We start from the raw sequence: 11,936 nt of genomic DNA, 5'->3' as shown, positions 1-11,936 counted from the left end.
CGCCCATCCTGAATGCACGCGGTGTTTTTGAGTTCTTCGCGAGCAAGCTCGCTCCTACGGGTTTTGTATCAGCTCCAAACGCCTTTGCTGGTTAGCTTCACTCGATCATGCCCGGCATCAAACGCCTGTAACGGCCCCTTCGGCACAATCCCCGTCGGGTTGATGGTGCGGTGGCTCGCATAGTAATGCCCCTTGATGTGCTCAAAATCCACCGTCTCGGCCACGCCCGGCCACTGATACATCTCCCTCAGCCAGTTCGACAAGTTCGGATAATCGGCAATCCGCCGCACATTGCATTTGAAGTGGCTGTAATACACCGCATCAAAACGAATCAGCGTGGTGAACAACCGCACATCCGCCTCGGTCAGGTACTCGCCGGCCAGGTAGCGGTGGTCGCCCAAGTGCTGTTCCAGATGGTCCAGTTCGGCAAACACATCATCAAACGCGCTTTCATACGCTTTTTGTGAGGTGGCAAAGCCTGCGCGATACACGCCATTGTTCACGGCCGGGTAGATCCGCTCGTTCAGCTCATCGATGGTCGCCCGCAGCGGCTCGGGGTAGAAGTTCAGGGTGTTGCCGGTCAGCCCGTTGAACGCGCTGTTGAACATGCGGATGATCTCCGCCGATTCATTGCTGACGATGCGGTTGAGCTGCTTGTCCCACAGCACCGGCACGGTGACGCGGCCGGTGTAGTCGGCGGTGTCGGCGGTATAGCGCTGGTGCATGAATTCGAAACCATCGAGCTTATCGCCGGTGGAGCCGTGGGATTTGTCGAAGGTCCAGCCGTTTTCCAGCATCAGCCAGCTGACCACGGACACGTCGATCAAGCTTTCCAGGCCCTTGAGCTTGCGCAGGATCAGGGTGCGGTGGGCCCATGGACAAGCCAGGGACACGTAGAGGTGGTAGCGACCGGCCTCGGCCTTGAAGCCGCCTTCGCCGCTGGGCCCGGGCTGGCCATCGGCGGTCACCCAGTGGCGGCGCTGTGCCTGTTCCCGCTGGAAAGCGCCATCTGCACTACTTTCGTACCACTGGTCTTTCCAGTGTCCTTCGATCAGTAAACCCATGACTGGCTCCTTGACTAATAAGCGTTGGAGCCCAGTCTAAAGGGATGAGTTCGAACTAAAAGCGCAAAGACCGGGCGCGAATCATCGATTAAATCGATTTGTCCCGCGCATCCCAGTATTGCCGGGCCAATTCGAACGCCTGTTCCCGTGAGTGGCCGAGGCCGCGCAAGGCCAGGGCCATGGTGGCGATCAGCGCCAGTTGCGGGTAGCTGTCCTCTACGTCGCCGCGCCATACCGCCTTCAAGTGTTCAGGCTCCAGGGTTGCCGGCTTGACGTGGCGCTGGTCGGAGAGGGCGGGCCATTCTTCATCCCAGCTTTCGCCACCGGTGGTGCCGTAGAGGTGGCTGATGGTGTCAGGGTTGATCTCGACTTCGCCGCCGTCGCCCTTCACCACGATCACATGATCGCCAAGCAGGCCGCTGGCATCGCGATGCACGTCCTGATAACCCGGGTGGAAGATGCTTTGCAGGCCGCAGCGCGCGTTCAGCGGGTTGAGCAGGCGCGCCAGGGAGTGGATCGGCGAGCGCAGGCCCAGGGTGTTGCGCAGGTCGATCATGCGTTGCAGTTGCGGCGCCCAATCGCCCAGCGGGATAAACGCCAGGTTGCCTTGCTCAAACGCGGTCCCGACCTGCTGCCAATTGCGGCACAGGGGGATTTGCAGGGTTTGCAGCAATTGTTCGGTGTACAGCCGGCCCGCCGTGTGTGCGCCGCCGCCGTGCATGAGGATGCGCACACCATTTTGCGCCAGGCACTTGGCGGCCAGCAGGAACCAAGGCAGGTGACGCTTCTTGCCGGCGTAGGTCGGCCAGTCGACATCCACATTCAGTGCCGGGGCGTTCAGGCGTTCACGCACGGCTTCGGTAAAACCGGCGAGTTCTTCCGGGCTTTCTTCCTTGTGGCGCAGCAGCATCAGGAAGGCGCCGAGCTGGGTGTCTTCGACTTTTTCGTCGAGCAGCATGCCCATGGCTTCACGGGCCTCGTCGCGGGTGAGGTTGCGCGCGCCGCGCTTGCCTTTGCCCAGGATGCGCACGAACTGCGCAAACGGATGCTCGGCAGGGGTTTCAAGGGTCAGTGGGGCAAAGTCGGTCATAAGCAATTCGTCGGCCGGGGCAGGCCCGCCAGCTTGGCGGCGAGTTTGGCGGGAGTGCCGTTGAACAGTGTGTTGAGGTGCAGGCTGTTGCCCTTCTGCGGGCCGAGCTTCAAGGCGGTGTACTTGATCAGCGGGCGCGTGGCGGGGGACAGCTGGAATTCGGCATAGAACTGGCGCAGCAGTTCGAGGATCTGCCAATGATCCGGGGTCAATTCCAGGCCTTCGGCGGCGGCCAGGGCGTTGGCCACTTCAGGGGACCATTCGTTCAGGTCGACGAGGTAACCGTCCTTGTCCAGATCCAGGGTGCGCGCGCCTACGGTCAGGGTGTTCATAGCCAGGTGTTGACCTTGCTGTACTCGAGCGACAGCTGCACGAAACCCGGGTAGTCCACGCTGTCGGCCCAGTCGGGTAGCGGCAGATTGCGCGCTTGCATGTCTTCGGCCAACACAAAGACCTTCACCCCCTTGGTGTGCAGGGCCGGGTTGTGCAGCCCATAGGCGCCATCGCCGCAGAGAAGGATCGCATCCTCGGCGCCACAGATACGCAGGCAGCTGTCGAGGCGGTTATCAGTAAAAGGAGAGTGAGACACCACATGTAAAGTCGACATCAGAGGGTTATCACCTGGTCGTAACGGTCAATCAGCCTGGAGATCGCTTCGCTGTCCAGCGGCTGGGCATTGGACGGCTGCGTCAGCCCGCGCTCACCCAGGCTGTGGTTGCAGGCGAACACGTCATCGATGCCGAACAGGCCCAATGCCTGCAGGTTGGCGCTGAGGTCTTTTTGCTGCACGGCCTTGGCGTCCTGGTGCGGCGCCAGTTGGAACACGCCGTCATCCATGAACAGCACGCCGATCGGCAGATCAAACGCGCCCCCGGCCAGCACTATATCCAGCGCTTCGCGCGCGCTCGGCCCGGACCATGGCGCCTGGCGGCTGATCACTAACAAGGATTTGGACATGTCACGGCCCTCCAAAACAGATCAGGCGGTCGGCGGCCTGGGCGGCGTCATGCAATTGCCCCAGGCCCGATAACGCCCAGGGTGCATCCAGGTTGACCGCGCTGCGTTGATAGCGCGTGGCTTCTTCCTGGTTAAGCACGCCACGGCGCAAGGCGGCAGCGATGCACACCACGCCGTCGAGTTGATGTGTGCTGACAAACTCACGCCATTGGCGGGCGATGTCCTGCTCATCCTGGGGGGCAACGATGTTATTGGCGGCGCTGTAGACGCCGTCCTGATAGAAAAACAGCCGCACAATCTCATGCCCGCCGGCCAACGCCGCCTGTGCAAACAGCAGGGCGCGGCGCGAGGAGGGCGCGTGGGCGGCGGAAAACAGTGCAATCGCAAACTTCATGGAACTCTCTGCAAGCAAACGTGGGGCAATGATAAAGCCGCCGCCACGAAAAAGCCCGCCATGATCAAAACGGTCACCTTCGATGATCGTTCTGACGATTGCCGGTAGGCGCCAGGCTGCCTAGTCTGTGTGAATTCGAAACCCAAATGGAGTCCCCATGTCAGGTCCCTTGGCGTCCCTCAAAGTGCTGGATTTTTCCACCTTGCTGCCTGGCCCGTTCGCATCGTTGATGCTGGCGGACATGGGCGCCGAGGTACTGCGGATCGAATCCCCCACGCGCGTGGACCTGCTGCGGGTGCTGCCGCCCCATGACCAGGGGACTTCGGCCAGCCATGCCTACCTTAATCGCAATAAACGCAGCTTGGCGCTGGATTTGAAACAGCCCGAAGGGCTGGAGATCGTGCGCGAACTGGTCAAGGACTACGACATTGTCCTCGAACAATTTCGCCCTGGGGTGATGGAGCGCCTGGGCCTGGGTTACGAGGCGCTGAAGGCGATCAACCCGCGGCTGATTTATGTGTCGATTACCGGTTACGGCCAGACCGGGCCCTATAAGGATCGCGCCGGGCATGACATCAATTATCTGGCGTTGGCCGGGGTGGCCAGCTACACCGGGCGCCAGGACAGCGGACCGTTGCCACTGGGCGTGCAGTTGGCGGACGTGGGCGGCGGTTCGCTGCATGCGGTGGTGGGGCTGCTCGCTGCCGTCATCGCCCGGCAGCAAAGTGGGGTCGGACAATACCTGGATGTGAGCATGACCGATTGCTCGTTCAGCCTGAATGCCATGGCCGGCGCGGGTTACCTGGCGTGTGGTGTGGAGCCGGAATGGGAGGGCCATGTGCTCAATGGTGGGAGTTTCTACGATTACTACCGCTCGCGAGATGGACGCTGGATGTCGGTGGGCAGCCTGGAACCGGCTTTCATGCAGCCGTTGTGTGAAGCGTTGGGGCGCCCGGAGTTGGCCGCGCAGGGCTTGAAGCCTGAGCAGCAGCCAGCGCTTAAGCAGGCCTTGCAGGTAGAGTTCGAGAAGCGCAGTTTCGAGGAATTGTGCGAGCTGTTTGCCGGGGTGGATGCCTGCGTGGAGCCTGTGCTGACGCTCAGCGAAGCCGTGGCCCATCCGCAGTTGAAGGCGCGGGCGCTGGTCAGCGAGGTGCCCAGGGGGGATGGCTCGAGCCAGGCGCAGATTGCCTGCCCGTTGAAGTTTTCGGAAGGGTTGCCAGCCCCCCGGCACATTGGCGTCGTCGTGGGCGCGCACAGTGATGAAGTGTTGGCGGAGCTGGGCTTGAGCCCGCAGCGCATCAGCGAGCTGCGCAGCTCCAAGGTGATTATGTAGTGGCTGGGCGGACGCTATCGGGAGCAAGCCCCCTCCCACATTCAGGCCTGTGAATACGATCAAAATGTAGGAGGGAGCTTGCTCCCGATGAGGCCTTTATTCCACCCTGGTTTCGCCGGTAAACACCAATGTCTGCCGACAGCGCCGACACAGGTACCGCCGCCCCTGAGCCACCATGCCATGGCGCTGCGATGAGAACGGAAAGTCACTCTCGGCACATGGGCAACGGTAGATATAGCGGGTCACCTGGCGACGCTTCACGGCATAGGTGTGGCAACGATCCGGCGGCAGTTCGTAAACCCCGCGCATGATCAGTTGCCATTCCTCACCATGGGGCTGGATTCGCTCGCCAAACAATTGGTGGGCAATCAGGTGCGCCACCTCATGGGCCACGGTCTGTTTCAGGAAGTGTTGGCTGTTTTCTCGGTACAACTGTGGGTTGAAGCGCAGCAGGTTCTCGTGCAAATGCGCGACACCGGCCTTCTGGCCCCGCAGCTTGAGGCTGACCTGGGGGCGTTTGAAGCTTCGTTTGAAAAAGGATTCGGCTTGCAGGAAACAATCTTCGACGCGGGTATTGAGTTGCTCGGGCATGCTGTACATATCTCCAGAGACGTCCAGTATGCCGCAAAACCGAGTGTTTCCGAATCTGTCAGGCGCCGAATGGTCATCCATCACGTACAAAGCCACCTTGCGGTGGCCTTGCCTTCACCATTGAACGGTCAGTTAGTGTAGATCGGTCCTACGCCCAGTCCCCAGACAATCACGGTAAACGCCATGATCGCCACCAGCACCACCAGCCCTACGGCCAGTATCGAACTGGAAAACAGGAAGCCTTCATCCGGGTCGATGCTCATGAAGGTCGGTACGCCGACATACAGCAGGTACACCGTGTAGCAAATCGCTGCAGTGCCCACCACCATGCCCAGCCACATATGCGGGTAGAGCGCCGCCAGCCCGCCGATAAACAACGGTGTCGCAGTGTAGGTGGCAAAGGCCACGCACCGCGCCATGCTGGGGTTGGCATCGTAAGTGCGGGCCATCCAGTGAATGAACGCACCCATCACCGCCACGCCGCCGAGCATGGCCGCATACGACATGAGGGTCATCCACAGCGCACTTTCCTGGGTCAACATGACCGGGGAGCGGTTGCCGATGACCCAGCCGACCTGGGTGGTACCGATAAAGGCTGATACGGCGGGGATCGCCGCGAGAATCAGGGTGTGAGTGAGGTACATGTGGCCGATGCTTTCTTCTTTATCGCCACGAATTTCCCGCCATTCCTGGTCGGGATGGGTAAACAGCCCCACGACGTGATGGATCATGCCAGTCACTCCTGTCGTTATTACCATCGCCCCCCATCGGAGCGCCTACGGGCCAAATGGCCACAAAGGTCTGGATATATGTGTGCGACCTCAAGTCGCAGTATAGGAAGGGATGACCGGAATAACTGTAGGGCCTTTAGAGCAAATTGCGCTGTAAACATGGGTCCTAATCGCGGCGGGGTCTTTTACTGTTAGCCCTTTAGCTGTTTTTTTTGCGTAAAATACCCGGCTTTTCGTCACATACCTCCAGCGGATCCAAGCGCCATGGGCACTCTTACGGTCAACCAGAACAAACTGCAAAAACGCCTGCGCCGTCTGGCCGGTGAGGCGGTCGCCGATTTCAATATGATCGAGGATGGCGACAAGGTCATGGTCTGCCTCTCCGGCGGCAAAGACAGCTACACCATGCTTGACGTGCTGCTGCACCTGCAAAAGGTCGCGCCGATCAAGTTCGAGATCGTCGCCGTTAACATGGACCAGAAACAGCCGGGCTTCCCCGAGCACGTGCTGCCGGCCTACCTCAAGGCGCTGGGCGTCGAATACCACATCGTCGAAAAAGACACCTACTCGGTGGTCAAGGAACTGGTGCCTGAAGGCAAGACCACCTGCTCGCTGTGCTCGCGCCTGCGCCGTGGCACGCTCTACACCTTTGCCGATGAGATCGGTGCGACCAAGATGGCCCTGGGTCATCACCGCGACGATATCGTCGAGACCTTCTTCCTCAATATGTTCTTCAACGGCTCGCTCAAGGCCATGCCGCCCAAGCTGCGTGCCGATGACGGGCGCAACGTGGTGATCCGCCCGCTGGCGTATTGCAACGAGAAGGACATCCAGGCCTACTCCGACCTCAAGCAATTCCCGATCATCCCGTGCAACCTGTGCGGCTCCCAGGAAAACCTGCAGCGCCAGGTAGTCAAGGAAATGCTGGTGGAGTGGGAGCGCAAGACGCCAGGGCGTACCGAAAGTATCTTCCGCAGCCTGCAGAACGTGCAGCCGTCGCAATTGGCCGACCGCAACCTGTTCGACTTCACCAGCCTCAAAATTGATGAGACTGCCGCGTCGCGCTTCGTCAATGTTGTGAACCTCTGAGCTCATTCAACGCTCTGACACACGGCGCTTGCGGGCGCCGTTTTCAATTCAATTGCCAGCATTCAACAGCAGGAGAGGGCATGCGTGATTACAAGTGGCTGCACGAATATTGTCTGAACCGCTTCGGTTCAGCGGCCGAGCTGGACGCCCACCTGCCCGTGCCCAAGACCCCGGCGCAACTGCGCAAGATCAGTGATGATCGCTACCTGTCGACCTTGGCGCTGCGCGTGTTTCGCGCCGGCTTGAAACACAGTGTGGTGGATGCCAAGTGGCCGGCGTTCGAGCAAGTGTTCTTCGGCTTCGACCCGGAAAAAGTCGTGCTGATGGGCGCCGAGCACCTGGAGCGCCTGATGCAGGACACGCGCATCATCCGCCACCTGGGCAAGCTCAAGAGCGTGCCGCGCAATGCGCAGATGATCCTGGATATCGAGCAGGAAAAAGGCAGCTTCGGCGCGTTTATCGCCGATTGGCCGGTGACTGATATCGTCGGGCTGTGGAAGTACCTGAGCAAGCACGGTCATCAGTTGGGTGGGCTGTCGGCACCACGCTTCCTGCGCATGGTCGGCAAGGATACATTTGTGCCGAGCTATGACGTGGTCGCGGCATTGAATGCGCAGAAGATCGTCGACAAGGCCCCCACCAGCCTGCGCGACCTGGCGACGGTGCAAGGTGCGTTCAACCAGTGGCATGCCGAGAGTGGGCGGCCGATGTGCCAGCTGTCGATGATGCTGGCGTACACCGTCAACCATTGACCGGGGTCTATTGTGTGGCGAGCAGGCCCGCCACACGGTTACTGGGCCAACCGGCGGTTCAGTTGGTGCCGCCAGCGCACATACAGCAGCGCCGTACAGAACACCGCCAGGCTGGCCAGCATCTCCAGCACCCCGAACCACTGCCGGTTCGGGTCATACGCCGCCAGCGCGCCCTTGATGAAATACAGGTTCACCACAAAGCACATCCACGAGTGCCCGCGCGCACTGCCGATGACCATCCCCGGCGCCAGCACCAGCAGCGGCACCAGTTCGATCAGCAGGATCACCCACGGGCGTGCGCCGTGCAGGTCGGCGACGAACAGGTAGTACCCGCACAACAAACCCACCAGAGCGAAAAACGCCAGCAGGCTTAACGCGCGTGCCGCCTTGACCCGTGGCTCCAGCCACGCTTGCGGCGGTAGAACCTTAGGCTTCCTGGCCACAGCCGTTCTCCAGCAGCGTGGCGGTCTTGGCCAGGCGCAGGCCCAGGGCCCGGCACAGGGTGATTTCATGTGGGTCGAGCAGGCGCTTGCCATCCGGCCCGGCATGGTGGCTGGCGCCATACGGTGTGCCGCCGCCCTGGGTGTCGAGCAGCGCCTGTTCGCTGTAGGGCAGGCCAGTGATCAGCATGCCGTGGTGCAGCAGCGGCAGCAGCATCGACATCAGCGTGGTTTCCTGGCCGCCATGCAGGCTGGCGGTGGAAGTGAACACCCCGGCCGGCTTGCCGACCAGCGCGCCGGTGAGCCACAGGTTGCTGGTGCCATCGAGAAAGTACTTGAGCGGCGCGGCCATGTTGCCGAAGCGCGTCGGGCTGCCCAGGGCCAGGCCCGAGCAGTTTTTCAAGTCATCGAGGCTGGCGTACAGCGCGCCTTCGTCGGGGATACTCGGCGCCACGGCTTCGCATTCGGTGGAGATCGCCGGCACGGTGCGCAGTCGCGCTTCCATCCCGCCTTGCTCGATGCCACGGGCAATCTGCCGAGCCATTTCGCTCACCGAGCCATTGCGGCTGTAATACAACACCAGCACATACGGCGTAGTCACGGCAGGATCTCCAGCACGTTCTCTGGCGGGCGGCCAATGATGGCTTTATCGGCGGTTTCCAGGATCGGGCGTTCCATCAGCTTGGGGTGTTCGGCGATCGCGGCAATCAACTGCGCTTCGCTGAGGCTGGTATCGGCCAGGTTAAGAGTCTTGTATTCGTCTTCGCCGGTGCGCAGCAGTTGGCGGGCGCTGATGCCCAGCTTGGCCAGCAGTGTCTTCAATTGCACGGCATTCAGCGGGGTTTCCAGGTAGCGCACCACGGTGGGGGCGAGGCCTCGTGCTTCCAGCAGGTCGAGCGCACCGCGGGATTTCGAGCAGCGCGGGTTGTGATAAAGCGTCAGATCGGTCATGTGCGGGTCGCATCTTGCGTAAGGTGGCGGGTATTCTACCTGCGCGGCGTCCTGTCCTTAAACCGTAAGAGGCGATAGGTCGCAGCCAACGTTCATTTTTCCGAAGGATTACCCCATGACAAGGCGACTGATCGGTGCATTGGCGATCATCACAACCCTGCTGCTCAGCGGCTGCGGCAATGACTACGGCGTTGACCAATACGGCCAGAAGGTCGCGGCCGAGCGCCTGGACAAACAGTGGCTGGTGGTCAACTACTGGGCGGAATGGTGTGGCCCATGCCGCACGGAAATCCCCGAACTCAATGCCCTGGCGGAACAGTTGAAGGGGCAGGGCGTGGGGGTGTTCGGGGTTAACTTCGACAATGTGCAGGGGGCGGAGCTGAAGGAGGCCAGCGACAAACTGGGGATCAAGTTCACCGTGCTGGCGCAGAACCCGGATGGGATCTTCGATATTCCGCGCAGCGAAGCGTTGCCGGTGACCTACATCATCGATGACAAGGGCAAGGTGCGCGAGCAGTTGATGGGTGAGCAGACGGCGGAAGGGGTGCTGGCCAAACTCAAGGCCTTGCGCGGCTAAAGCAACCGCCCCTCCCACATTTAGATCTAACCAACGTGCAGATCGGTGCAGTCAGCCCTCTTCGAGCCACAGGCGAATCGGCTTGCCTTCGGCCGGCCAGAAGCGGGTCTGCTCGATCGGCGAGATGTCCCAGCGCTGTACGCCTTGCAGGGCCTGGAAGAAGCGCTGTTCCTGCTCCATCAGGGCTTCGGCGCAGAGCTTGCGGGTGCTGCCGAGCTTGCCGAAGCTGAGTTTGTCGCCCTCGACGGTGTACGGCGCGAACCAGTGGTTGCAGCCGCCATTGCCGTAGGCACGCCCATCGGCGCCGAGGGTGACGGTCAGGTGTGCGTAATCCATCAGCGGTCGCTCGCCAATCCACTCCACCACGTAGCTGTGATCCTGCTTGAGCTTGACCGCATCCCCGGCGCAGCCACTCAGGGCCGCACCGACGGCGGCGAGCAGAAACAGGCCTTTCATTGCCCGGCCTTCTGGCATGTCGGGCAACGGTGCTTGTCGCCTTCGCTGGCCCAGCCCAACTCGGCAATGCGCGCGTTGGCGGCCGGTTGCAGCGGCTCTTTGGTCAGCTTGGTTTCCACCGCGAATTCAAACTCCAGCACAGTGTCGCAGCTGTCGCAGTTGACCTTCCAGGTGTGAATCTCCAGCTCACCGAACTTCGGCCCGCGGGCCATGGCGACCCACTGGCCTGCAGGGCGGATGGAGTAGCGCGCGTCACCTTCGACGGTAAGGCGCATGGACAAGGTTTTACTGCCACGCAGGGTGACGATCAGCACGTCGTCATGCTTGATCGAACCACCGTTGCCGGTGACCTGGTAACGGCCCGGCACCAGGGCGCGGCATTCGATCAGGGTGTGTTGCGGGCTCAGCAAGCTGAAGCGGAAATCGTGTTCGGCCATGGATCCTCCAAATAGGCGCGGCATCCTATCACGGGTGCCTGATCATCATGAGCCTGGTATGTGACCGCTGATCATCCTTCGACGAGGTTCTGTGCCCGGCCATCGGCCCATGCCGCAATATTCGCCAAGGTGGTGCCGGCGATCGCCGCCAGGGCTTCGCGGGTGAGGAACGCCTGGTGTGCGGTGATGATCACGTTGGGGAAGGTCAGCAGGCGCGCGAGCACGTCGTCCTGCAGGGGCAGGTCGGAGCGGTCCTCGAAAAACAGCTGGGCTTCCTCCTCATACACATCCAGCCCCAGGTAGCCGAGTTGGCCGTCCTTGAGTGCTTCGATCAGCGCCGGCGTGTCGACCAGGCCACCGCGACCGGTGTTGATCAGCATGGCGCCGGGTTGCATCCGCGCCAGCGAGCTTGCATTGATCAGGTGCTTGCTGTCGGCGGTCAGCGGGCAGTGCAGGCTGATGATCTGCGCCTGGGCCAAGAGCTCCGGCAGGCTTACATAGTCAGCGCCGAGGGCTTGGACCTGCGGGTTTGGGAACGGGTCGTAGGCGAGCAGCCGGCAACCGAAGCCCGCCATGATCCTGGCGAACGTGGCGCCGATCTGGCCGGTGCCGACCACGCCGACGGTCTTGCCCACCAGGTCGAAACCGGTGAGGCCATGCAGGCTGAAATCGCCGTCGCGGGTGCGGTTGTAGGCGCGATGCAGGCGGCGGTTGAGGGCGAGGATCAGGGCCACCGCGTGTTCGGCGATCGCGTGGGGCGAATAGGCCGGGACGCGTACGATGGTCAGGCCCAGACGTTTGGCGGCAGGCAGGTCCACATGGTTGTAACCGGCCGAGCGCAACGCGATCAACCGCGTGCCGCCCTTGGCCAGGTGTTCCAGCACCGGGGCACTGAGGTCATCGTTGATGAAGGCGCAGACCACCTCGTGGTGTTCGGCCAGGGCGACGGTGTCGAGGTTGAGCCGGGCAGGTTGGAACTGCAGTTCCAGGCCGCGCGGCAGGGGTTCGCCGAGGAAACTGTCGCGGTCGTAGGTCTGGCTGCTGAAAAGAATCACGCGCATCAAAGGCGTCCTT

Annotated in this window: 18 protein-coding genes; 4 read left to right on the top strand and 14 right to left on the bottom strand. The window is 61.6% G+C overall.

Translation table 11 applies throughout. From position 1 onward, the window contains the following. Positions 1-68: 68 nt before the first annotated feature. The 6 genes from HCF10_RS12670 to tusD all read right to left on the bottom strand — a co-directional run bounded on the left by HCF10_RS12670 (position 69) and on the right by tusD (position 3,505). The gene (locus HCF10_RS12670; RefSeq protein WP_167655664.1) at positions 69-1,064 is read right to left on the bottom strand and encodes a glutathione S-transferase family protein; all 996 of its coding nucleotides are present in this window, start codon (positions 1,062-1,064) and stop codon (positions 69-71) included. Positions 1,065-1,152: 88 nt separating this feature from the next. Further along, positions 1,153-2,154: a glycosyl transferase family protein gene (locus tag HCF10_RS12665; protein ID WP_167655662.1), complete on the bottom strand. Its 1,002-nt coding sequence runs from the start codon at positions 2,152-2,154 to the stop codon at positions 1,153-1,155. Next, entirely contained in the window at positions 2,151-2,486 is a 336-nt protein-coding gene (locus tag HCF10_RS12660) for a TusE/DsrC/DsvC family sulfur relay protein (protein WP_131698048.1), read from the bottom strand. Before HCF10_RS12660 ends, HCF10_RS12665 begins: the two co-directional genes overlap by 4 nt. Beyond that, positions 2,483-2,761, bottom strand: a complete 279-nt coding sequence (gene tusB / locus HCF10_RS12655) for a sulfurtransferase complex subunit TusB (protein ID WP_131698047.1) — start codon at positions 2,759-2,761, stop codon at positions 2,483-2,485. Before tusB ends, HCF10_RS12660 begins: the two co-directional genes overlap by 4 nt. Next, on the bottom strand, positions 2,761-3,111 hold the full coding sequence (gene tusC / locus HCF10_RS12650; RefSeq protein ID WP_167655660.1) for a sulfurtransferase complex subunit TusC: 351 nt from the start codon (positions 3,109-3,111) through the stop codon (positions 2,761-2,763). Before tusC ends, tusB begins: the two co-directional genes overlap by 1 nt. A 1-nt stretch (position 3,112) precedes the next feature. Continuing rightward, on the bottom strand, positions 3,113-3,505 hold the full coding sequence (tusD, locus tag HCF10_RS12645; RefSeq protein ID WP_167655658.1) for a sulfurtransferase complex subunit TusD: 393 nt from the start codon (positions 3,503-3,505) through the stop codon (positions 3,113-3,115). A gap of 157 nt (positions 3,506-3,662) precedes the next feature. Here tusD and HCF10_RS12640 point away from each other — a divergent pair, with 157 nt between their 5' ends. Then, positions 3,663-4,838 (top strand): CaiB/BaiF CoA transferase family protein, encoded by a 1,176-nt coding sequence (locus tag HCF10_RS12640; protein WP_167655656.1) that lies wholly within the window; start codon positions 3,663-3,665, stop codon positions 4,836-4,838. A gap of 96 nt (positions 4,839-4,934) precedes the next feature. On the opposite strand, the gene HCF10_RS12635 is transcribed toward HCF10_RS12640, so the two are convergent. Both HCF10_RS12635 and HCF10_RS12630 read right to left on the bottom strand, forming a co-directional pair. Beyond that, the gene (locus HCF10_RS12635) at positions 4,935-5,429 is read right to left on the bottom strand and encodes a SprT family zinc-dependent metalloprotease (RefSeq protein ID WP_145337668.1); all 495 of its coding nucleotides are present in this window, start codon (positions 5,427-5,429) and stop codon (positions 4,935-4,937) included. 128 nt (positions 5,430-5,557) lie between these two features. Beyond that, positions 5,558-6,160, bottom strand: coding sequence for a Yip1 family protein (locus tag HCF10_RS12630; protein ID WP_027606356.1), 603 nt, complete (start codon positions 6,158-6,160; stop codon positions 5,558-5,560). A 264-nt stretch (positions 6,161-6,424) separates the two neighbouring features. Between HCF10_RS12630 and ttcA the strand changes: the two genes are divergently transcribed. After that, the gene (ttcA, locus tag HCF10_RS12625; protein ID WP_053128530.1) at positions 6,425-7,249 is read left to right on the top strand and encodes a tRNA 2-thiocytidine(32) synthetase TtcA; all 825 of its coding nucleotides are present in this window, start codon (positions 6,425-6,427) and stop codon (positions 7,247-7,249) included. An 80-nt stretch (positions 7,250-7,329) separates the two neighbouring features. Beyond that, positions 7,330-8,001 (top strand): DNA-3-methyladenine glycosylase I, encoded by a 672-nt coding sequence (locus HCF10_RS12620; RefSeq protein WP_145337669.1) that lies wholly within the window; start codon positions 7,330-7,332, stop codon positions 7,999-8,001. A 38-nt stretch (positions 8,002-8,039) separates the two neighbouring features. Here HCF10_RS12620 and HCF10_RS12615 read toward each other — a convergent pair whose 3' ends face one another. Genes HCF10_RS12615 through arsC form a run of 3 tightly spaced genes read right to left on the bottom strand, consistent with a single transcriptional unit; the run spans position 8,040 to position 9,392 of the window. After that, positions 8,040-8,444, bottom strand: coding sequence for a DUF2069 domain-containing protein (locus tag HCF10_RS12615; RefSeq protein WP_167655654.1), 405 nt, complete (start codon positions 8,442-8,444; stop codon positions 8,040-8,042). Continuing rightward, the gene (gene wrbA / locus HCF10_RS12610) at positions 8,428-9,042 is read right to left on the bottom strand and encodes an NAD(P)H:quinone oxidoreductase (protein ID WP_167655652.1); all 615 of its coding nucleotides are present in this window, start codon (positions 9,040-9,042) and stop codon (positions 8,428-8,430) included. The genes HCF10_RS12615 and wrbA overlap by 17 nt, the downstream gene beginning before the upstream one ends. Beyond that, positions 9,039-9,392 (bottom strand): arsenate reductase (glutaredoxin), encoded by a 354-nt coding sequence (gene arsC / locus HCF10_RS12605; RefSeq protein WP_131698041.1) that lies wholly within the window; start codon positions 9,390-9,392, stop codon positions 9,039-9,041. The genes wrbA and arsC overlap by 4 nt, the downstream gene beginning before the upstream one ends. A gap of 115 nt (positions 9,393-9,507) precedes the next feature. On the opposite strand from arsC, the gene HCF10_RS12600 reads away from it, so the two are divergent. Further along, the gene (locus HCF10_RS12600; protein ID WP_090402869.1) at positions 9,508-9,969 is read left to right on the top strand and encodes a TlpA disulfide reductase family protein; all 462 of its coding nucleotides are present in this window, start codon (positions 9,508-9,510) and stop codon (positions 9,967-9,969) included. A 51-nt stretch (positions 9,970-10,020) separates the two neighbouring features. Here HCF10_RS12600 and HCF10_RS12595 read toward each other — a convergent pair whose 3' ends face one another. From HCF10_RS12595 to HCF10_RS12585, 3 genes are all read right to left on the bottom strand, one after another. Further along, positions 10,021-10,425, bottom strand: coding sequence for an META domain-containing protein (locus tag HCF10_RS12595; RefSeq protein ID WP_167655650.1), 405 nt, complete (start codon positions 10,423-10,425; stop codon positions 10,021-10,023). After that, on the bottom strand, positions 10,422-10,862 hold the full coding sequence (locus HCF10_RS12590; protein ID WP_092488784.1) for a hypothetical protein: 441 nt from the start codon (positions 10,860-10,862) through the stop codon (positions 10,422-10,424). Before HCF10_RS12590 ends, HCF10_RS12595 begins: the two co-directional genes overlap by 4 nt. 71 nt (positions 10,863-10,933) lie before the next feature. After that, complete coding sequence (locus HCF10_RS12585) at positions 10,934-11,923, bottom strand: 2-hydroxyacid dehydrogenase (RefSeq protein ID WP_167655648.1); 990 nt, start codon at positions 11,921-11,923, stop codon at positions 10,934-10,936. Positions 11,924-11,936: the final 13 nt, after the last annotated feature.

Source organism: Pseudomonas sp. B14(2022), assembly GCF_012030485.1.
Taxonomy (GTDB): domain Bacteria; phylum Pseudomonadota; class Gammaproteobacteria; order Pseudomonadales; family Pseudomonadaceae; genus Aquipseudomonas.
The sequence above is the reverse complement of the archived record's forward strand: the minus strand, read 5'-3'. Positions and strand labels throughout refer to the sequence as shown.